Source organism: Helicobacter mehlei (assembly GCF_007280785.1).
Taxonomy (GTDB): Bacteria; Campylobacterota; Campylobacteria; order Campylobacterales; family Helicobacteraceae; genus Helicobacter; species Helicobacter mehlei.
Map to the genome: position 1 here is coordinate 1 of NZ_VKGC01000024.1, position 20,181 is coordinate 20,181.

General features: G+C 43.6%; 19 protein-coding genes and 1 pseudogene. 12 read left to right on the plus strand and 8 right to left on the minus strand.

Going from position 1 to position 20,181, the window contains the following annotated elements; all coding sequences use genetic code 11:
• The 3 genes from FNE76_RS07045 to FNE76_RS07055 form a co-directional block, all read right to left on the minus strand.
• Positions 1-1,790, minus strand: a 1,790-nt coding sequence (locus tag FNE76_RS07045) for a site-specific DNA-methyltransferase (protein WP_143928455.1), incomplete at its 3' end; no start/stop codon positions are given.
• A gap of 257 nt (positions 1,791-2,047) precedes the next feature.
• The gene (locus FNE76_RS07050) at positions 2,048-2,701 is read right to left on the minus strand and encodes a hypothetical protein (RefSeq protein ID WP_120948663.1); all 654 of its coding nucleotides are present in this window, start codon (positions 2,699-2,701) and stop codon (positions 2,048-2,050) included.
• A gap of 146 nt (positions 2,702-2,847) precedes the next feature.
• Complete coding sequence (locus FNE76_RS07055) at positions 2,848-3,312, minus strand: hypothetical protein (protein ID WP_120948662.1); 465 nt, start codon at positions 3,310-3,312, stop codon at positions 2,848-2,850.
• Between the two features lie 500 nt (positions 3,313-3,812).
• On the opposite strand from FNE76_RS07055, the gene FNE76_RS07060 reads away from it, so the two are divergent.
• The 3 genes from FNE76_RS07060 to FNE76_RS07070 are packed head-to-tail and all read left to right on the plus strand — an operon-like array spanning position 3,813 to position 5,635.
• On the plus strand, positions 3,813-4,055 hold the full coding sequence (locus FNE76_RS07060) for a hypothetical protein (RefSeq protein ID WP_120948661.1): 243 nt from the start codon (positions 3,813-3,815) through the stop codon (positions 4,053-4,055).
• A 7-nt stretch (positions 4,056-4,062) separates the two neighbouring features.
• Positions 4,063-4,782 carry a Fic family protein gene (locus FNE76_RS07065; protein WP_053941137.1) on the plus strand — a complete coding sequence of 240 codons (720 nt, stop codon included), beginning with the start codon at positions 4,063-4,065 and terminating at the stop codon, positions 4,780-4,782.
• Positions 4,783-4,804: 22 nt separating this feature from the next.
• On the plus strand, positions 4,805-5,635 hold the full coding sequence (locus FNE76_RS07070) for a hypothetical protein (protein ID WP_235895368.1): 831 nt from the start codon (positions 4,805-4,807) through the stop codon (positions 5,633-5,635).
• 43 nt (positions 5,636-5,678) lie between these two features.
• Here FNE76_RS07070 and FNE76_RS07075 read toward each other — a convergent pair whose 3' ends face one another.
• Complete coding sequence (locus tag FNE76_RS07075; RefSeq protein WP_120948675.1) at positions 5,679-6,413, minus strand: Fic family protein; 735 nt, start codon at positions 6,411-6,413, stop codon at positions 5,679-5,681.
• A 221-nt stretch (positions 6,414-6,634) separates the two neighbouring features.
• On the opposite strand from FNE76_RS07075, the gene FNE76_RS07080 reads away from it, so the two are divergent.
• The 7 genes from FNE76_RS07080 to FNE76_RS07110 all read left to right on the plus strand — a co-directional run bounded on the left by FNE76_RS07080 (position 6,635) and on the right by FNE76_RS07110 (position 12,630).
• Entirely contained in the window at positions 6,635-6,847 is a 213-nt protein-coding gene (locus FNE76_RS07080; protein ID WP_120948674.1) for a hypothetical protein, read from the plus strand.
• A 792-nt stretch (positions 6,848-7,639) separates the two neighbouring features.
• Positions 7,640-8,896, plus strand: a complete 1,257-nt coding sequence (locus tag FNE76_RS07085; protein WP_120948673.1) for an AAA family ATPase — start codon at positions 7,640-7,642, stop codon at positions 8,894-8,896.
• A gap of 50 nt (positions 8,897-8,946) precedes the next feature.
• The gene (locus tag FNE76_RS07090; protein WP_143928456.1) at positions 8,947-9,834 is read left to right on the plus strand and encodes a hypothetical protein; all 888 of its coding nucleotides are present in this window, start codon (positions 8,947-8,949) and stop codon (positions 9,832-9,834) included.
• A 782-nt stretch (positions 9,835-10,616) separates the two neighbouring features.
• On the plus strand, positions 10,617-11,021 hold the full coding sequence (locus FNE76_RS07095; protein ID WP_120948671.1) for a hypothetical protein: 405 nt from the start codon (positions 10,617-10,619) through the stop codon (positions 11,019-11,021).
• A gap of 718 nt (positions 11,022-11,739) precedes the next feature.
• Positions 11,740-11,979: a hypothetical protein gene (locus FNE76_RS07100; RefSeq protein ID WP_120948670.1), complete on the plus strand. Its 240-nt coding sequence runs from the start codon at positions 11,740-11,742 to the stop codon at positions 11,977-11,979.
• 179 nt (positions 11,980-12,158) lie between these two features.
• Positions 12,159-12,356 (plus strand): hypothetical protein, encoded by a 198-nt coding sequence (locus FNE76_RS07105; RefSeq protein WP_053825830.1) that lies wholly within the window; start codon positions 12,159-12,161, stop codon positions 12,354-12,356.
• A 10-nt stretch (positions 12,357-12,366) separates the two neighbouring features.
• Positions 12,367-12,630 (plus strand): hypothetical protein, encoded by a 264-nt coding sequence (locus FNE76_RS07110; RefSeq protein WP_053825831.1) that lies wholly within the window; start codon positions 12,367-12,369, stop codon positions 12,628-12,630.
• 846 nt (positions 12,631-13,476) lie between these two features.
• On the opposite strand, the gene FNE76_RS07115 is transcribed toward FNE76_RS07110, so the two are convergent.
• A complete protein-coding gene (locus FNE76_RS07115; protein ID WP_185963025.1) occupies positions 13,477-15,216 on the minus strand; it encodes a replication initiation protein in 1,740 nt (579 codons plus the stop codon).
• Positions 15,217-15,797: 581 nt separating this feature from the next.
• Between FNE76_RS07115 and FNE76_RS07120 the strand changes: the two genes are divergently transcribed.
• Both FNE76_RS07120 and FNE76_RS07125 read left to right on the plus strand, forming a co-directional pair.
• On the plus strand, positions 15,798-16,166 hold the full coding sequence (locus FNE76_RS07120; RefSeq protein ID WP_235852404.1) for a type II toxin-antitoxin system RelE/ParE family toxin: 369 nt from the start codon (positions 15,798-15,800) through the stop codon (positions 16,164-16,166).
• The gene (locus tag FNE76_RS07125) at positions 16,160-16,339 is read left to right on the plus strand and encodes a hypothetical protein (RefSeq protein WP_120948667.1); all 180 of its coding nucleotides are present in this window, start codon (positions 16,160-16,162) and stop codon (positions 16,337-16,339) included. Before FNE76_RS07120 ends, FNE76_RS07125 begins: the two co-directional genes overlap by 7 nt.
• A 505-nt stretch (positions 16,340-16,844) precedes the next feature.
• Here FNE76_RS07125 and FNE76_RS07130 read toward each other — a convergent pair.
• From FNE76_RS07130 to FNE76_RS08300, 3 genes and pseudogenes are all read right to left on the minus strand, one after another.
• On the minus strand, positions 16,845-17,045 hold the full coding sequence (locus tag FNE76_RS07130; protein WP_143928458.1) for a hypothetical protein: 201 nt from the start codon (positions 17,043-17,045) through the stop codon (positions 16,845-16,847).
• Positions 17,046-17,190: 145 nt separating this feature from the next.
• Entirely contained in the window at positions 17,191-19,803 is a 2,613-nt protein-coding gene (locus FNE76_RS07135; RefSeq protein ID WP_120948665.1) for a DEAD/DEAH box helicase family protein, read from the minus strand.
• Positions 19,781-20,181: pseudogene (locus tag FNE76_RS08300) on the minus strand (hypothetical protein); the annotation flags it as partial. The gene FNE76_RS07135 and the pseudogene FNE76_RS08300, both read right to left, overlap by 23 nt.

Consider the following 20,181-nt stretch of genomic DNA (forward strand, 5'->3'; position numbering starts at 1 on the left):
CCGTGAACCCCCCCTCCCCCCGCGGCTGGCCCCGTAAACCCCCTCGCGCCGCCCCCCCGCCCCCCCCCCCCCCCCACACCACCCCCCCCCCCCCCCCCCCATTCTAACGCCTTAGAAACGCCCCCCTGCTCCCCCTCTATCACTTTTTCAAGGCGTTTTTTGGTAACGCTTTCTATGTAATCCATTTGCTCCACTCCCACCCAACGGCGTTTCATTTTATGCGCCACGGCTAAAGTGGTGCCACTACCGGCAAAAAAATCCATCACTAAATCGCCCTCTTGTGTGGCAATTTCTATCAGGCGTTTGAGTAGGGATTCGGGTTTGGGGTTGTTAAAGACTTTTTTTGAAAAGAGAGTTGTTACTTCTGTGGTCCCCGTCGCACTGCTTACAAAATCTATAAAGCTTTTAGGCGGGTTTTCTTTGGGGATTAAGGCGTAATACCCTTTCTCTCTCTCTTGTTTCACTTCCTTAGGGTCTAGCCATTCTTTTTTAACAACAATGTATTTTTCGCCCTTTTCATTGCTATTTTCGCGAATACAAATATCTTGTTTATTCGCGTTAAATGTGTCCAGCGCCCAAGTCCAGCGCCCAAGTCCAGCACCCTTTTTTGGAGGTCTGATAATTTCATAGCCTTCTTTTAAAAGATTTGTGTCATTCTTATAAACCTCTACCTCCTTATTGCTGATTTTTGCCAATTCTTTATCGTAGTCATCTTTGGCAAAAAAATCTTTTGTGATAGGGTTGTAATAAATACTAAAACCTAAATTAGGTCTTGCGTTTAATGTCCCCCCTGCCCCGCCTGTGGTAAGCCCAGCTCCCTCATAGTAAAACTTACCCGTTTTTTCGTCCTTAAAAGCTTTTACTTTTTCCTCTCTTGCGATCTTTCTAATGGGTCTAGATTCTATGCTTTTTGCATAACATAAAATGTATTCGTGATTTTTTTGCAAAGCGTGGGCATCGTTTTGGGCATTACCCTTAAGCCAAATCATATTCCCCACAAAATTCTCTCTCCCAAAAATCTCATCACAAAGCACCTTTAAATACGCCTGCTCGTTGTCATCGCATTGGATAAAGATCACCCCGTCCTCTCTTAAAAACTCTTTGGCGATCTCAAGGCGGTTTTTCATGAAGGTAAGCCAAGTGGAATGGTTAAAGCGATCGTTGTAGCCAAAGCTATCGTTGCCGGTGTTGTAAGGCGGATCGATATAAATCAACTTCACCTTGCCGTAAATGTCTTTGCGTTTTTTGAGTGTGTGTAGGGCAATGAGACTATTGCCTTTAATGAGTAGGTTTGGATTGCCTTTGAGTGTGTCCTCTAGGCTCACATCACTTGCACCCACCATGCTAAAGTTTTTTAATGCCTTTGGGCTGAATAAGACATCGATTTCGCTTTTGGCTAGGACATTGTTAAAGAAAAGCTCCGTGCTTTTATCCTCATCTTTGCTTTGCCCACCTTTGAGCACCCCGTCTTTAAAGGGGAAGTTGAGGACAACCTGATCGGTGTTTTTTAAAAATCTCTTGTTAGGATAGCCTAAACCTATTTTGTTAGAAAACGCCGTAAAACTCGCATTGAGTAGCTTTAAATCCAAAAATTCTAAAAAAGCCTCTTTCTTAAAAACAAGGCTACGCCCCACTTCCTCAAAGAATCGCGATTGGTATTCCTCTTTAAATTTTGAAGTTTCTAACAAAAATTGCAAAAGCTCTTTGTCGTGGCTGATTGCTAGGGGACGCACCGCTAGGATTGTCCCAAATTGAGTTTTAATGTCCTCTAGTAGGTCGTTTTCTTGCATGGCAATCTTTCTTGCTTGATTGTGTTTTTTGACTAAGAAGGAATATTATAGCAAAGTGTCTTAGAAGTTTTGGTTATGCTAGAATGCCACCTATAAGGGTGTGTTTATGCCAAGAGAGAGTGAATCGCCGTCAAAACAAAATGCGGCATATTTGCCAGAGTGAGATTTCTGCCAAGAAGTTTAAAGCGGATTTTTAGTTGCCTTGTGCTAGAATGAGCGGACAATTCGGAGAGCGGACTTTCGCTCACTAACCACTCTTAGTGGTTGGCATATCTTAGTAAATCCTCACCAAAAGCCCTCAATAAGTCTTCTAAGAATTTTTCAATCTTGCTTGGGTGTATGCCTATGAAGTTGTCTAGGATTTTCGTTGTCAATCTTGGGTAGGTCTGTCCGTTCTTGCCTACCCTTACCTTTGTGATGTTCTCCCAGTGGTAACAGCGGTTGCGTAGGATATGAAACAAACTTAAAACGGCTTCAGCTTTGTGGTAGTGGTTTAAGTGGCTTTTTCTGCCATTGATGAAATGTCTTTTCTTGTTGCTAGGGTCATAGCTTTGGAGTTCTATTTTTGTGGCATCCAAAATGTGTGCCAAAAGCTTTTCTTGCCTAATGAGATAAATCACCATGCCTAAAGTCATTTTAGAGAGATGGCTATCGTGATTAAGAGTGGTTGCCTTGCATGCCTTAAGTGTTTCTGTGCGCATTTGGATCACACGGGGGTCTGTGGAGTTGTTGATCCATTCTGTGTCTTTGGCACTCAGTAAATGGTCTAAAGAATTACGCAAGGCAATCTCTACAAGGGCGATTTTAGGCGTGTATTTGCCGATGAGCTTTAGATTGTCTAAATGGGCTTGTAAATCTCCATTATAAGGGCCCAAACGCTTTAGAGATAGCAGGGTTTCTAGGTCTAACATTTTTCTAGCTCCATTTTCTAATCTTCTTTTTTGCCATCAGCCTTTTGGACTTGGTTTGTTGTTTGGTTTTGCTGTGCTTGTGTCTTAACTATCCCTTCTTAGGCTTTCTACCCCTTGCCTTTTGAGGCTCTTTTGGGCTAGAGGGCTTAGAAGTGCCTAGTTTTTTGCTGTTGCTCTGTTTGTGTGTCTTGTGTAGTGCTTTGTGGGATTTGTAGAGCTTGCGTGTCTTGCCCTTGAGATTGTGGGCTGACTTCATTCTTTGCCCCCCCTTGCCCCCCTTGTGTGTCTTTCTCTTGTGTGGCTGTGTCGGTTTGGTTAATCTGTGTAGCCTCTTGTTCCCTTTGTGCTTGTTGCACCACTCTTGTGTGTGTGGCTGTTGTAGCCCCTAGCAACACCTTTCTAGGTCTGCCTACAGGTCTTTTGCCCTCAATCTCTGCTATCAACATTTTTTTGTTTTTGTTAGACAAGGCTAAAAGGTGCTTAAAACCCTCTTGAATCTCCAAAGCCTCTTCAAACAACCCTAGCAAGCCTGCTTTTTTCATTTTTTCTTTAATCTCTTGCAAGCGTAAGGCATAGCTTGTAATGTCCTCTGTAGAAGTGATGTCAAACATGGTGAGCTCCCTTGATTGTGATACAGGTGCATTATAGCACAAATTAATTAATAAAATTATTTAATTAAAATAATATTAAAAATTAATAAATTATTTAAGTGTTTTAATTAAATAAAATAATTAAAAATAAAAATCAAAAAAGATTTAAGCAATAGCCATAAAAGCCCTATAAATAGGCATTTATACTTGTTTTTGCAAGGCATTGATTAGGGTTTTTGGTGTGCTTTGTGGAGAAAAAATATACTTAAAAATATAACAAATCGGGCACAATTTTTATTATAACTGCGTTAAATTTAACAGATAAATCCTAAAATTATTTTCCTCTATACTAGATACTGCTAGCTGTGGGTTGTTGAAGCGAGAAGCCCACCCCGTCTTTAGCGGGTGGGCGATTCACCACCATAGTAAAATAAAAAAACATAGCAATAAATAACCAATTCTTGCTATACTTTAATCCCAATATTTTCCCGGTTATAGTTTGCATACAAAAAGCGACTAGCATGGGATTAAAAGCAGCAGCGGGTGCATTCAAATCACACGGCCACCACTTGAGTTCTCCTATCGCGCAATTCATCGGCGGTGTGCTAGAGGGTGCGGTTCAAAGCAACTTGGGTAATGAAACCAGCGCACGCGAGCAAAAAGACCGCATTAAGCGCACACGGGAGGAACATTTAAGTGAGGGCAAGAGTGCCTACAACAAACACATTGCCGACACAGAACGCAAATTGCAAAGGAAAATGTAGGGCAACAATGGATTACAAACAAGTTTTTTCCAATGCAGAGTATTTGCTTGATCTTACCATTAGAATGGCGCACCACAGCACAGCCATTGAGGGCAATTCTCTCACGCAGAATGAAACAGCAAGCATTTTAGTAGAAGGCTTTATTCCCAAAGCGATGAGGGAAAGAGAATACTATGAGGTGAAGAACTACCAACAACTCATGCCATTCTTGCTTGAGAGCCTAGAAAATAAGACACCCATAGACAATGAGTTGATTAAGAAAATTCACGCCATTCTCATGCAACATCTTATTGACAACCACGGAAAGTTTAAGACCATTCAAAATGTCGTGTTGGGTGCAGATTTTGAAACAGAAAAACCTTATAAAATTCCCATGACGCTCAAAGACTGGTGTGATAACCTTGCTTATCAGCTTAATCTCTCACAGAGTGATGATCACAAGCTTGCCATTATCATGGATGCCCATATTAAATTTGAACGCATTCACCCTTTTAGTGATGGGAATGGGCGCACGGGGCGTTCTTTAATATTTTATAGCGTGCTAGAGCACAATTTAATGCCCTTTGTGATCACCAAAGAAGTGAAAGATACCTACATGCGGGCTATGCGTGCAGAGAATACACAGCAATTAGTCCAACTGGCTAAAGAAGCACAGGCAGTAGAGAGAAAGAGGATAGAGAGTTTTTTGGAACAATATAAGCATCGCGCAGGTCAATGGAAACTATAAAAAACAAACTGGAGGTAAGAACATGATTGAGCTAGACAGACACGAGGAACAAGAAGACTCTTTGAGAGTCGTGGCCGAGATATTTGAAACGACCGACCTTTTAACCAACTCCACAGCCTCTAAGACAGAAAATACATTCATGCGCCTAGCGTGTCTTTTAGGACTTTACAACTTCAAAAACGAGGCCGGCGACTCAATCGGGGCTTTCTCTAGGCTTTTGATAAGCTTTGTCAAAAAAGAACACGGGATAAACATTAGCGAAGAGTTTCAAATGCCACCTCTTGCTCTTGTCAAGGCAGATCAAGGGCTCATGTTTCTCACATCCGAGCCTAACAATAAAAGCATTGATCCTAGCCACCACAAAAGCACCATCTGCTTTCGCCTTGAGAACAAAAAGGGCAAATACCATTACCGCCCACTTAAAAGCAAAGATGAGATGCTTTTTAAAGGACTGATGGATAGTTTCAATGCCTATTGTTCCAACCCTAACTGCTCCATGAAAGTGGATAACACCATCATCTTTAATAGCAGGTGGCTTAATGCTCTAGGGCTAACCAATGAATATCTTTTAGAACGCTTGAAAAAGAAAGAGGCCATATTGCTTTATAACGACTACGAAAATGGCAATACACGGATAACCTTTACCCCACGCGCACAATTTTACAACTTCTTGCAAAGCCCTGATTGGAGCAAACAAAGCTATACGCAAAGAATGCGTTCCCTAGAAAAAATTCTATACATCAAAGGGTTAGTGCCCCCACCACTCCCAAGTCTTAGCGAAAAAGTGGCTAGTGGCATAGATTCGCTCAAAGTGGCATTGGGATTAAGAACTTCCCCCTTCGCACACCTTTAACCCAATTAGCAGTGGGGTTAAAGTTTTGAAAATTAGCTTCGCTTCACATGCGCATGCTAGTGCTTAAAGTGTTTTGTTTCACATGCTCTAAGCTTTGTTCTTGGCAACGCTCTAAAAAACGGGCAAATCCACCACAATCGCCCTCTACTTGACAGCTTTCCAAAAAGCTCAAATACTCCGCTCGCTGGCCATTCACAATCAAGGGCGGGACTAAGTCGTTTTGGATCGCTTGAAATGCTACAATCAACCGACCCGTGCGCCCATTGCCGTCAATGAAAGGGTGGATACGCTCGTATTGGGCGTGAAACATCGCAATTTGGGTTAGGTTAAGGGCATTGCTTGGGTATTGAAACAATAAGCTTTCTAGCTTTTGAGAAACAAGATGAGGAGGAGTAGTATTAAACTTTGCACCCGCAATACTAACTTCAGTTGTGCGATAAGTGCCAATCGGCTTAGAAATAAATTGTGGTGTGATCTCTAAAGCGGTCTTAAACAACAGATAGTGCAAATCCTTAATAAAATCTGTGGTTAAAAGCATGTCCTTGTTGCTAGCCTCACGCACCACTAGATCATAGGCATTAGCAAAACCCAAAATAATCAGCTGTTCGTGCAAGGGTTTGTTAGGTGCGGTTAAGCCTTTGTCTAAAAGTTGCTTAGTTTCGCCTAATTGCAAACTCAAGCCCTCTATAGCATTGCTGTGGTGCGTGAGTGTGACACGCAAGGTTCTAAAAAGTTGCTCTCTTTGAAGCAAAGATAAGTCCCCTAATTTGTGTGCCATCCTCCACTCTTAGCCCAACTCACCTTAACCCCCCCTTAACCCAAACCAAACCCAAAGCTACTAGCCCTTTTTTAGCTAGATGTCAGCCAAAACCTTAGCCCCTTGCCACCCCCCCACTCACAGCACCATAGAGGAACACAAGTCTCATAGCCCCACTTCTAACGGGATTTAGCCCCTAACCTTAAGAAAAAACTTAAACCGCACCATTCACAAAATAGGGATTGCCAAATAGGGATTGCCAAAATTCAAGCTTAAAAAGTGGCAGTTTTACCGCTCAAAACCCTTGCCAATACAAGCCCAAAAACAGCACGCAGATCCGCCAACCCCAACAACACCCAGTAGGCAAAATCCCACAAAGTCCCACAACATCGGCTTTTAGTGGTGTGTTTGCCCCGTCCCTAACCCTTGCCAACCGCCCAGAATACGGCACATAGCGTTTTTATCAGCCTAAAATGCCCTACAATCGCTTTGACCCCCAAAAGAATACCCGACAAGCACCCCCCCCTCATCTTTTCGTTTAACGAGGCTTCTACGAGGCTAAAAACGCCATTGTTTCTCTCAAGCCACGATTGACATGCCAAAGTCTAATTTTGAGAACACAGAACAAGGGCTAAAAGCTTCTCCTCGTCTTTTGGCAAGAAAACGCTGGTTGGTTGAGAATCCATGTGTCTTGCAAGATTCGAGAGTCTTCGGGTGTTGCAGAGTCTCTGTGTGGCTTTTAGCCTTGTTGTCTTGTAAAAAAATCCTCCATTCCACTTAGTTTCACTTAGCCTAGGTGTATCTATGTGGAGTGGAGGTTTTTTTTGTTTGAGGTTTGGGGGTTTAGGGGGTATTTTCTCTTTTTCCCGCGCGCGGAGCACTGAGCGTGTGCTAGCACTCAGACTCGCCTAGCGTCAGCGATTAGGCGATAGCACTGAAAGTGCGTGTAGCTACACGCGCATGGTGTAGCACGCAGTGCTTAGTGTAATTACGCGCGCGCGTTCCTATAATGCGACCTTGAAAATTTGCGGAGTGCCCTATTTGTGGGACATACTTTTACGCGTGTGTGTCATACTTTTAAAAGCTACTACCAAACTTTTACGCCATTAAAAATACAAACCCGCGCTTTTTAGGGCTTTTTTTATCCAAATTTTTAAATAGATTTTGCTAATAAGTTTGGTGATTTTTTAGTAAAAGTATGGTATAGTTTTGGGGTAAATCGAACGAAATGAAAGGAGTTTCTTAAGATGAGAAAAAATAACTGGAAAGATGAGGTAAAACGCGTTTCCTTGAGCGAGGAGGATTTAAAGGAATGGCATTGCCTAAAACATCTTAATCGCATTGAGCCCATCGCGCCCAAAGAGGACGAGGCTAGGTTTGACGGCAAAACATGGGAGGAAGTCCAAGAGATAGTTTTCAACACGCCTATTGGCACACCGGTAGGTCAGTTTGAGGAGGAAGTTTCGTTTAGTGCGTGGGAAAACGCGTTTAGGGTGCGTGGCATGCTGGCTTCTAAGCTTTGTGCAATGGATGAGCTCCCTGATCCTGAGTTCTTGTTACAAGGCTTCAAAAGGGGCACTTGCGGGTTACTCAGCTCAAGCGGGGGGAGTGGCAAAAGCTTTTTGGCTTTAGCAATAGCGATGAGTATGGCAGACACCACGCACACGCTCCCTAGTCTCAATGGTTTGGTGCAATCACGCGGGGGTGTGCTCTACTTGAGTAACGAGGACGATAAAGATGTGATTGATTATCGGGTGTGGCGCATTTTACAGCATAGGATAGATCAGGGCTTCATCACCAACACCAACCCTGTGGCAAAGAGTCTAGATCATAACTTTATTCCCATTGATGTTGTGGCGGGGTTTAGGAGAGAGGCAAAGTTTCTCATCGCAGAGGGCAACCGCGTTAAGAACACGGGGCTAGCACGCGCCCTAGAAACATTGATTAAGGAGAAACGCCATAAGTATGACTTAGACATTAAGCTTGTCATCTTAGACACCCTTAGTCGCTTCCACACCCTTGATGAAAATTCTAACAAAGAGATGGTGCTTTTAGTAGGTCTTTTGGGAGATTTAGCGCGCTCGGCTAATGTTGGCATTTTGATGATCCACCACTCTAGCAAAATGGGCGCGATGAACTACAAGAATGAGAGTGTGAGTGCAAGAGGGGCGAGTGCTCTAGTAGATAATGTCCGCTACCACTTGACGATGAGCTCTGTAACACTCCAAAAGAAAAGCAATCTCTCTAAGGACAAAGAGGAAATGGCGACTTTTGAGGAGGAGGACAGAGAGAATTTAGAGGTTATCTTGCAAAACACAGAAAACCCGCAAAGCGTGATCCAACAGCTAGAGTATATGGCAAGCCAAAAGAACCTTCTTAGACTGAACTTCAGCAAACAAAACTTAGGGAAAAACACCACGCCTTTGTATTTTACCCGTTTGGGATATGGAGTTTTAGATGTCGTTAAGGAGGAGGTCATCCCCGAAGATGACCTTCCTTTTTAAGAACTAAAAGCACGAGATTATAGCACAGGAATGTTGAGGAGTGTGTGAAAATGGCAACAGATAGGGTGATGGATAACATAACCAGAGCATTGGAAGCATCGCAAGGGCGACGAACGCAAAAGAGTGTCAAGTTTAAACCCCCCAAAGAGTTTTTTACCACCAGCGTGGCGGAGTGTGCTACTTCCCTATTCGCGCCCATTAGTGAGCAAAAAAGAGGCAAACAAAGCGATTTAGATCACAAGTTGCCAAGAACAATTCAATGGAGAAAACGCAACTATAAGCTCACGCAAACGCTTTTGAGGATGTCGCACAAGACAATCTTAGAATGCCTATTAGCCTTGAGCTGTGAGGAGAAATTCAAGGGCTTTGAGCCAAAGAGCGGGCAACTCAAAATCACCACAACGCGGTATGTCTTGACGCGATTAATCTTTGGGGGTTGTGCGCCTAACCACTACAAGTTCCTAGAACGGGGGCTAGAGGACTTACAGCACGCGCGGATTGATGGTTGGGCGATTGTGAGCGATGTCATCAGCAAAGACACACAGCTAGAAGTTTGGCTATCTAAGGAGTATTTGGACTTCGTGCAAAAGGGCACTCCCATTGACAGGCGACACTATCACAACGGCTTTACCACTCTCAAACAAGTCAAACTAAAACACCGCGCGGCTGTGGTTGCGATTTTGCAATCTGTGCTCAAAGATAAGCCACGATATGGAAAATACGGCTGGTTTGGACGGAGCTTAGAGGGGGTGATGCAAGAGCTTGACATCCCTGAGTTTTACACCCCTAGACAAGCCGTTGAGATTAAAAGCAACTTCAAAAACCAGCTTTTCCTAGATGTGTTGATGGAGCACTTGCGTATTGAGGTTGTGCCTACCACAGATAGACGGGATTGGGTGATAAGACCGCACAAGATGTCCCCTAACCTTAAGCCCTAACCTTAAAGCGGTTTTTTATGGCTTTTAGCCCCGTATTCAAAGGCACTCAAGCGGTTTTTTTAGGGATTTTTTTTAGGGACAAGAAACCTTAAACAAAAAAAGGGCTAAGAGCGGGGGGGAATATGGCGAAAAAACGCGAAAAAACCGACACATCCACGCGATGTGGCACAAAAACCGACATATCCCAAGCAGATCAGAGACTCTGACTGGAAGCGCACGCAACGCTACGGTACCACACAAGGGCGAGCTAGAACGGCTCATCATCTTTGCAGAACAAGGGCTAATAGCTAGAATCTAGGTGGCTCTAAGAACATGAAACAAAGGCTAATAGCTTTGGGGGGTTGTTGGGTGTGCTAATCTGGCATGGGTTGTGGGACACTTCGGGTTTCAACTATATATGAAAGGACGCGTGTGTCAGGTAGCAAGAAACCCCCAAAACCTTTGAGTGCCTTGAGCGATTGGCAATAAGACGGCGGCATGATGAGGATGAGGAGCGCGCAATACAATCACCCAAAACTTACGCACAGGGCGACCCCCAATCAAGCCCAAAAGCTTTTGGAGTTAGTTGCCCGACACACCCCCAGCACCCAAGAGAGACAGCAAAGACACATGGGCTAGTCTAACGATGGGCTTAAAGGCATCATTTCTGTGTGCTAAGGAGATTTAGAGGTGCTCCAAACTTGTAACCACTGACACCCAAACAACTACGCAAAGTGTAACCCACTCTCTCAGTGCAGAGGCTAATAGCCAAGGGGACACCCAACAAGTGTAACCCCCCGCAGATGACAGACAACGCCCCGACCGCCACGCATTTGGAAGGCATCAACGGCCAGTCTGCAACGACAATATGCGGGCGTGTTCGAACAAAAATCACCAAGTTGCAACAACAACGGCAAAAAGTGCAAGAGCAAATCCAACAGCTCAAGGCGCAAAACGAGGAGATAGAGGCAAGCCTTCACCAAAGCTACCAAACCCTAGAATACCAGCAGAGCCTACAAGAAAAAGCCAAAGCCCTAAAGCCCCAGACCTACCAACAGATCAACGCCCTTTTAACCCGCCACTTCACGGGCAACACCAAACTGCTTGCAAACGCCCTTGCCAAATGGATGGAGCAAACCTATTTCTATGCGTGCGAAGGCTTTTACACACTCATTTTCTTTCTCCAGTCCTTTTGCCTTTTGCCCTAGAGGAGCGGGTCTTTGGGAGCGACACCAACAAGGGTAGAGGCGTTTGTGCAAATCGTGCAAGAGGCTAGAGGGTTTTGGGAGGACAAGAGCTAAGAGCTAATGTGTCAAGGGACAGACTTTAAACACCCAATACCTTTGCTTAAAAACTCCCGCGCCGCTTGACCCAACAAACCCAACGCAAGAGCTATTAGCCCCCTCTCATCTCAAGGGACACCACACCCGATCTGCCACACATCAGCGACCGCCATTAAACCCAAAAGGTTAACATCAGTGGCGCGCACGGGTCTTCAAAACGGGTGAGTGCAAGGGCTCATAGCTATAAGTGGGTTGGGCGTGGCATTGGCTAGTCAGCTAAAAGGGGGTTCATAGCGCAAGGGCTTTGGCGGGTCTTTAGATCGGAGCGCGGGCGTGATAAATGTTTGCGACTGGGTGATGAACGGGAGCTCATAGACTTGTGGTGGGTGGTGGCGATTAGGTCAGCGATGGCGGGTTTTGGGTTTTAATGGAAGATGTGCTAAGACGCACCCACCCTGCAAAACACGGCGAACGAACGGGCTTTGCCACTTTTGAAAAACCGCACTTCCTTTTCAACGATAATCGGCAATTTGGCAACCTCTAACACCTAGCGCCACCCACCAACCTTTGCTTTTAGCCCTTGCTCCGCACAACCAAATCTCACTACTTATCAAGCATAAGTTAAATGAAGTCAAGGTAAAAGGTGCAAGAGATAGAACCCGATGAATACGGGCGCACAGAACGCTACTACGTCAAAGGCGCGATGTTGGATAAAGCCTTTATGGATAGAGCGGCTAAAGGTGAGGAAATGGATTTGCAAAAAATCTTGGAGAGCTTAGAGCTCATTGAGTTTAGACCCAACGCCACGCTTTTAACACAGGCACGCAATGGGAGTTTTGTCCCCGGGGGCTTTATAAAATCTCTAAGGACAGCGACTACTTAGCCCCCTACACCAACAAAGTTACAGGACAGAAAAAGAAATCACGCACGGAGGGCATTTTTGCAAACCTCTACACCAGCGGCGATGAAAAGCAGACCCAAATTGTCTATAACCAGATCGGCGCGTTCGTCATCAACAAAATCAAACACGAAAAAGAGCTTTGGGACGCACACAAGGAAAAAGTGTCTAAATTCTTGGCTAGAAACTACTTAGACGAGATTAAGGACATTTGCGCCATTGGCTATACCCCCGATGAGGAGGAACAAGAAGCCGCCAACTTCGCTCAAGCCATTGCCAAACCTAGACAAACAGGGATGATTGGCGACATTGATTTGCCCTACGACCCTAGCGGCGATGAAGTTCAAACAGGTCAAGAGTAGGGGGGTTGCAATGACACAAATGGCGCAAAAATTCATCATAGGGGGAGTGTGGCTAGTAGCTGGTGTGATTGGGCTTCTTTGTTACCATAGCGCGAGCCGCCTTTTTTGGACGACTTCAAACACGGGCTTTCTCATCATAGGGACTTTGTGGATTGCCTATGGGATTATTGCGGGCAACACGACATGGGCGTTCTTTGAGCGTGTCCTTAACTTTGTGTTGCCCTTCGTGGCTATAGGCCTTGCTTGGATTGTTGCCATGCACTATGGGGTTTAAACCTATGCGGACACACCACATCATACTTTTTGGGTTGGGTATCACCTTGAAGGGTGCAATGATTCACACAGCCCGTTAGTGTTTCAGCAGGCAAGAAGCCAACAAAACCTTTAGCCGCTATGACTGAAAGAGAGTTGCAAAAAAGGCTTAATCATGTTTGGGAGCAAAAGGCTAAAGCGGTAGCGGAAGTAGGAAGGTTAGAGAGCGAGGTGTCAAAAGCCATCAACCGCTCTAAGGCGATAGGGAAGCGAGAACTAGAATTGATTTTTGGACTTGCTTGAATTTCCCGCCCAAACAGGCGTAAACTTTCAAATACCCGCCCGAAGTGGCAGACAATGACAGCGAGCTAATAGCCTTAAGAGTGCAGGCGATGAAACACCGGTGGAGTTCGACCCGGGTTATCTTTGGTGAACCACAGGAGACCTTTATGCAATGTGTGAGGCACAGCCCACAGAAACTAACCTTTTTTTGCACATAGAATAGCCTCGCAGAGTAAACTTATCCAAAATTAGCTTGCGAATGTCCTATAAAATAGCAAATTATCCAACTAGCAAATTATCCAACCCTGAAATGGTGCGCTCACAAGTTCGCTTGTAATTTGCCACTCAAACGCCGTGGGGCTTCAGGGTATCAAGTTAAAACGCTCTAGGATTGCTTTAGGTGTGTAAGGATAGAGGTTTTGGTTTGAGTTGCCGTTGTGGGCGATTTTAGCAGGGGGTTTTATGCTGTATTTGGTTATTTGGTGGTGAAAGATTTATTTACTTTTATTTTTATGATTAGTAGCTTATACTTAGAGGTTGTTCGAGTTGTCAGTAGTGCGTTGCCAGGTGTTTCTACGCTCTTGGCTCACTCCGCATATTTTTTAAACCAACTCTTAAAGTGCTTGACATTATCTAAAATGAAGGGGTTTAGAATCTTATGGGGTTTGTCTATGTCTTGAATATCCACTCTAAGCTTGTTAGTCTCAGTGTATGTAATGTCTTTAATCTTAAGAACAGCAGGCACACCATTGTTGCTCATGTAAAGGTTTCTGCCTATGTATTCTGTTAGGTCATTGTTGGGGTTTAGAGCTTGTGGTTGGTTTGGCTGTGGTGCTTGATTAGGTGTGTTAGGCATTGTCAAACCTTGAAAAGTTTTAAAGCCATTTTTGTCTGTTTGCAACTCTATTTTGACTTCTTTGGGTTGTGGTGTTTGCTGTGGTGTCTGTTGCATCTGTGGTGCTTGTGAATTTACGATTTTGTAACCTCCATTTGCCATAGCTGTTAAGAAAGTTTCTTTGTTAGCCAACACAGCACTTTTGGCCTGAAACTCTTTGCCCTCTCTATAGTATTTCACTAAAATTTCATAGCCATCCTTGGCAGGCTGTATGCCATCAACCACAAGAACAACACTGGGGTCTTGGGGTTTGTAAAAGGCCATATCTATGACTTCTAGCATTTCATTGTCTAGCTTGGTTTGTTTTGCTTGCTCCATAGATTTTTTGAGTTGTTTAACCGCCTTCTTGCTTCTAATCTCCCACGCAATGGTTCTTAAATCTCTTTTAGCTCGTTCTCTGTCCTTGCTGGTTTTAGTAATGGGTTGAAAATAGAATTGGATATGGGTGATGCGATTGCCCATGCCTTTTGTTTTTAGTTTCTCATAGCAGAGGTTTTTGAAGTGGGGGAGTTTGTTGAGTTCTTTGAGGGCGGGTTTGAGAATCTCATATTCAATCACACGGATCAGTTTAATTTTTTTGGGTATCCCCATCAACTCCCTAAACTTTTCCCATTCCATTTTAGGAGGTACACCTATATTTTTCCATTGTTTGAGCAGTCTATAAAGTGTCTTGGCATACTTACCGCTGATGTTTTGAAACTCTAGGAGCTCAAAGGAAGTGAAGTTGCCATTTAGATAGTTGAGTAAATAGCCAAAGTAGGGCATATTCACTTGGATTTCCATGCTCTTAACTTGGGTTTTTTTGGTGTCGTAATAGTTGATAGCAAAGGTTTTAAAAAGCATGTAGTTTTCATCTCTTTGAGGCAAGAGTATCCAAAAGTTAGCGTTGCTAATGTTTTTCCAAAGTCTTTTGACAACACCGCTTAGATCGCTGTGGCTGATCTTAACCGCATGGGTCATTTTTTTAATCTCATCAAGATCAACCACCAAGAGCTCATCTTGTTTGTCTTTGAGCTTGTGGAAGATGGCAAAGAGCAAGTTCGCTTCTAATGTGCCTAGCTTACCTAGAGATACAGAGTTCACATCGTTGTGGAAGGCTACATACTTCTCAGCAATGGCGTTGGGGATTGTAGCGGCACTTTGGGTAATGACTTCGGTTGTTATGGGTTGTTGCGTGGGTCGTATGGGGGTTTCTGTGGTTGTAGGTGATGTTGTTGGTTGCTGTTCTAGGGTGTTTGTGGTAGTTGTTTGATCTTGTGTGGAGCTTGGGAGTTTGGTGTGTTGTGGAGCTAAGGCTAAGAGTTTTTGTAGACATTCAGCTTTTTCTTGCTCTAAAACGCCCTTAAGCGTGGTATTAGTCTCGGCATTAATTAAAGCTTGTAATCCGTGTAATTGTTGTATCAAAGCTTGTTTTTGTTGCTCTGGATTCACGATTTTATCTTTATCTTTCTTGCTTATTGTATATCTTTTAAGCTTAAATAGTTCTATTAGTGCGGATTTTACCCCCTATTAGTGCGGATTTTACCCCCTATTAGTGCGGATTTTACCCCCTATTAGTGCGGATTTTACCCCCTATTACTCTCCACGAGCCCCCTCCCACACGAGGCCCGCGCCCCCCCTAAAAGGTTAAAAAGACGAAGTCTTTTAAAAGGTTAAAAACCCGCATGCGCGCGCGCGCATGCGCTCGGGAACTAGGATCAGCCCAAAAGCAGGTGAGAAAACTTAGAAAAAATGAAAAATTTTTGATGCAAGGGTGCATGAATCGGTAAGCCAAGCTGACGCTTGGCATCATATTGCTCTTGGGGGCAAGCCCCCAAACCCCCAAGAGAGGGTTTTGAAGTGAGAAATTAGGCATGTGGTTTGGAATATCCACGCTTATGGAATATTCATGTCTTTGGGGGTAAAGAAAGACGATAAAGCAGATATAGCGTTTAAATCGCTTTTAAGGGGTCATAGAGCGTAAGGTTATGGATGGGGAGTATCAAACTATAGTTTAGGGTGTTAAAGCGATTGTGGGGGATTTTAAAGGGCTTTCAAGCATCATAGCTTGTGAAAGCAAAACACGCTACAATACGCCCATGCCAATGGTGATCAAAACTTCATCTGTTTTTGATGTGTGGCTAGAGAACTTAGCAAACCCTACAGCTCTATCCGCTATAGCTAAGAGGCTAGATATGTTGCGTGCCCATGGGCACTTTGGCGATCACAAGCACATCATGGGGCAAATCTTTGAAATGCGTATCCACACAGGTGCAGGCTACCACCTTTATGTGGCTAAGAAGGGCAACACTCTAGCCATCTTGCTCTGTGGTGGGGACAAAAGCACACAGAAAAAAGACATCCAAAAAGCCCAAGAAATTCTAAAGGAGTTTGCATGGTAACTTTCAGCGACCTTGACATCAGCCGTTATCTCAACACAGAAGAAAAACGCCTAGCTTATCTAAACGCAATACTAGAGGACGCAGATGAAGCACAAAACAAGACATCGCTAAAGCTAAGGGCAAAGTCCTTAAATCCCCGTATAAAAACTTTTGGCAAACACTTAAAGAGCTAGGCATCAAACTAGAGGCTAAAACATCCTGACATGCTTTTTAGGACAAAACAAGGCAAAGTGCTAAATCGATAATAGCGTTTAAATCGCTTTTAAGGGGTCATAGAGCGTAAGGTTGGGGGTTATGGGTGTCAAACATGGTTTTGGGGGTGAAAGCGATTGTGGGCGATTGTAGGGCTTGAGAAAACAAACGAATTCTTGGAGCAAGTTTTTCATCCAAGTTTTCTAGGTTTCTATGGGTTTGTTAGTAAGTGAGAAAAAAAGGTAGTCAGCGGTTACCACATCTTAGCTAGCCGTGCCTTTGAGGGTTTAACGCGTATTCTCAAAGTTACACACCGCACCACACTAGCCACACCTTACAAAGTGTGGCGTTGGTTTCAGCGACCTTCGGGCGGGCTTACAAACTTAGGACAACTAGACTTACACAGCCGATGAGTACTCTGCAACTAGAGGTGATAACTTGAGAGGTATTATAGGCAATGAAAATGAATGGTTTGTAAATGGTGCTCTAATCCCCACACAAATACTCTCCACCACACCAATAAGCACCATTCCACTCATAGGCAACTCTACCAGGGGGTGTGCCAAAACGCATACGCGAATATTCTTGGTTCTTTTGGGCATCCCATCTAGATTTGTTGCGTGCATTGTAGGCATCCACTTCTTTGTTATATTGTTCGATCCACTCTTTAGAGCCTTTTTGGGCCATTTTTGTTCTCCAATCTTTAAAGATAAACCCTAATTCTGCAGTGTATTTAGTAGTAAATAGAAAGTGGATTTGTGCATGGTTGGTGGAAACGGAAGCGATTGTGGGAGATTTTAAGATAAATATAGAAAACTCTCCAAAGACACTCTTAAAATAAACGCCTTTGTTCAATGTGGAGTAATTTTTCAAAAGATTCTTTAAATTCTTTAAATTTCTCATCTTTGCTACCTGTAAAAAATGGCAATGCCAGCACTTCAAGGCAATCGTCTCCATGGCAAAGTATGCCTTTTTGCCGATCTAAAATCTCTGTAAAGATTTTTCCATTGAGTTCGTCTAATAAAAAATTTTCTTTCCACTTATCAGCCCCCTCTACCCCATCACGCCCTAGCAAATGCCCGCCCTTAACTTCCATAATGCACTCCCTGAATGCGTGCTTGTCTGTCGATTCTCTAGGTTTGCCAAAGAATATAAAATCAGGCTCAAATCCATCGCCATAAGTGAGACTTCCCTCCCGATTGTCATAAAGTTTAAACTCGCTGAAACGCTCGTTTCTTAGGATAAACCACTCTGTGTAGTGCTTGTCAATGACACTTGCATGCTCATCTATAAAAGTCAAAAATTCAGCTTCTAGTCCGCTATCTTGGCAATATTGTGTGTAATACAGCCAATCATAAGGGCTGTTTGTAAGTCTCTCTTGGCTTGCAATGATTGTTTTATTTTTGCCCTCAAAGACAAATGCCTTAAATGGGCCCACAATGCGTTTTTGTTTGCTTTTGCCTAGCAATTCCTTTAAATTTTTTAAGAGAAACTTGGCAATCTCAAGTTGGCAATCTGTCTCAAATGTTTGCCTTTTATCAAAACGCAAGTTTAAAAGCGAAAAAAATTTATCATAAAGCTCTCTCTTGCTGGTGTAGTCAGGGTAAGCCTTTTGTAAATGTTTTAGCGTGATCCCTAGGGCATGCATTGCTTTCACAACGGGCGCATATTTGACTTTTTCTTTAAGCGGATATAGACTTTTGAGACTCACAACTTCTTTACTATCCCCTTTAAAATCCTCTTCTTTTTCTAGAATTTGCTTGCCAAAATAAGGGACTTCAATCCTTGTCAATTCTTTTTCAATGTCTTGGGCAAAAAGATTAGTCTCTTGCGTGGTTATTTGGCATTCATTGCTGACATAGTAAAGCTTATAGCTTGCCAAAATCTTTTGAGCCCGCGCACTTGGTTTTAGGGTAACTTCTATCTTTTTTTCATCAAACAACAAACCTTGATGGCTCAACTCACTTTGTAAATCGCTGATGTATTTCTCATCGTTTAAAGAGTGGTAGCTTAATCTCTCTAGCATTGTTAATGCGTCTTTGGTGTCATCGTATTTGCGTTGATAACGCACCGATTCCTCCCCAAAAGGGAAGTATCTAGCCCCCCGCCCGATCAGTTGTGCTTCTTTAGTGGTCGTGGTTTTTGTAGCACTTTTGGCATCGCCCAAGCGCACAATGTCAAAGAGATTGAGGACATCCCAGCCTTCATTGAGTTTATCCACAGCAAAAATGGCACGGGTTTCGTTGTCGCTATCCTCAAGTGTGTTGAGTTTGATTTGGTTATTGGATGCCTCTTTCTCATCGTTGGCGTTGATTTGGTGCGCTAAATTAAAGGCAGTGCGGATATAAGTGGCAATGGTGTTAGCAAAGCCTTTAAGATACTTATGCTTAAAAAACTCTTGGCTTGACATAAACATTTCATTCGCAAAGGTGATATTTTGATAAAAATTCTCAATATCTATTCCTTGCAAATTCTCTAGCATTGCGTTAAAAATCTTTTGGTTGTTCTTAGATTTTTCAATGCTCTCGCTTTTAAACAACACCACGGGCTTTAACTCAATGCCATTTTCATGCGCCAAAAACTCCCGATACACACTCGCTAAACATGCCCCTAAAAGCCTTGTTTCTAGCTTGCGCTCCTCGTATTTAGCCAAAAAAATGCGTTTAGAATACCCGTCCTTGCAAAAACTTTTGAGATCGTATTCAAACACGATCTTATCTTTGTATTTGTCTTGCACGCCTTTATCTTTAGGGATAGTCGCGCTAAACTCAAACAAGCGATTTTCTTTATGGCTTGCAAAAGCCTTGTTAATGACACTCTCCCAGCCCTCTTTTAGCTCTTTTTCCTTATCACTTTTGCTCTTTGTGTCGGCGTTTAAGTGGTGCGCCTCATCGGCTAAAAAAACGATTTTATGATTCTTTAAGTCCTCTAGCGTAAGAGAGTTTTCTTTTTCGTTTTTAAACAAGCTAAAAAGCCCTTGAATGGTGCTAAAGTAGATGTTGATCGCATTCTCTTTGCTATCCTCAAAACGGGTGAGCGCATTGATCTCCACTAGCTCCCCATCTATGTTAATGGGGCTTGCAAAGAGATATTTTGAAGACTTGTCATCGCAAAAATTCGCCTTCGTTTTCTCCACAATCGCGCTAGAATTGACAAAAAAGACAAAGTTTCTATAGCCCTTTTTGTAGCAATCCAGCATTAAAGCCGCCATCACAAGGGTTTTACCGCTCCCTGTAGCCATGTTAAACATCAAATGGTTTTTTGTTTTAAGCGTGTCGCTTTGGCTTAGGGCAAGGTAGTATTGCAAAGCCTTGATTTGATACTCCCTTAAAGACTTGCTTAAATTATTCTTAATATGGCTAGGGATTTGAGTTTTAGCGATGTTGTCCGTGCCGCAACGCTTTTCAATTTCATCGTGTAAATTAGAGATCATACGCCCCTCCATAAAACGCCTTATTCAAACTCTTGGTTTGTGTATCTATGTTGTAACTGGCATCATCTATGTCGCCTAGCGGGATATAATCCATGTTGCGATCCAAACACATGGCTAAAATCTCTTTTTTATCCTCAAAAGACAAGGCTTGAAAGTCCTGATCTGCTAAGGCTTTTTGAATATCTACGCGGTAATCAATGAAGGCAAATTGGCGTAACTTTTCAAAGAGATCGTTAAGCTCCTCCTCACTCTGTGCTTGGCCGATTAAATCCCTGTATGCGGCGTTTAGGCTAGCTAGCTCGCCATAGACAAAGCGGGGGGGGGGGGGGGGGGGGGGGGGGGGGGGGGGGGGGGGGGGGGGGGGGGGGGGGGGGGGGGGGGGGGGGGGGG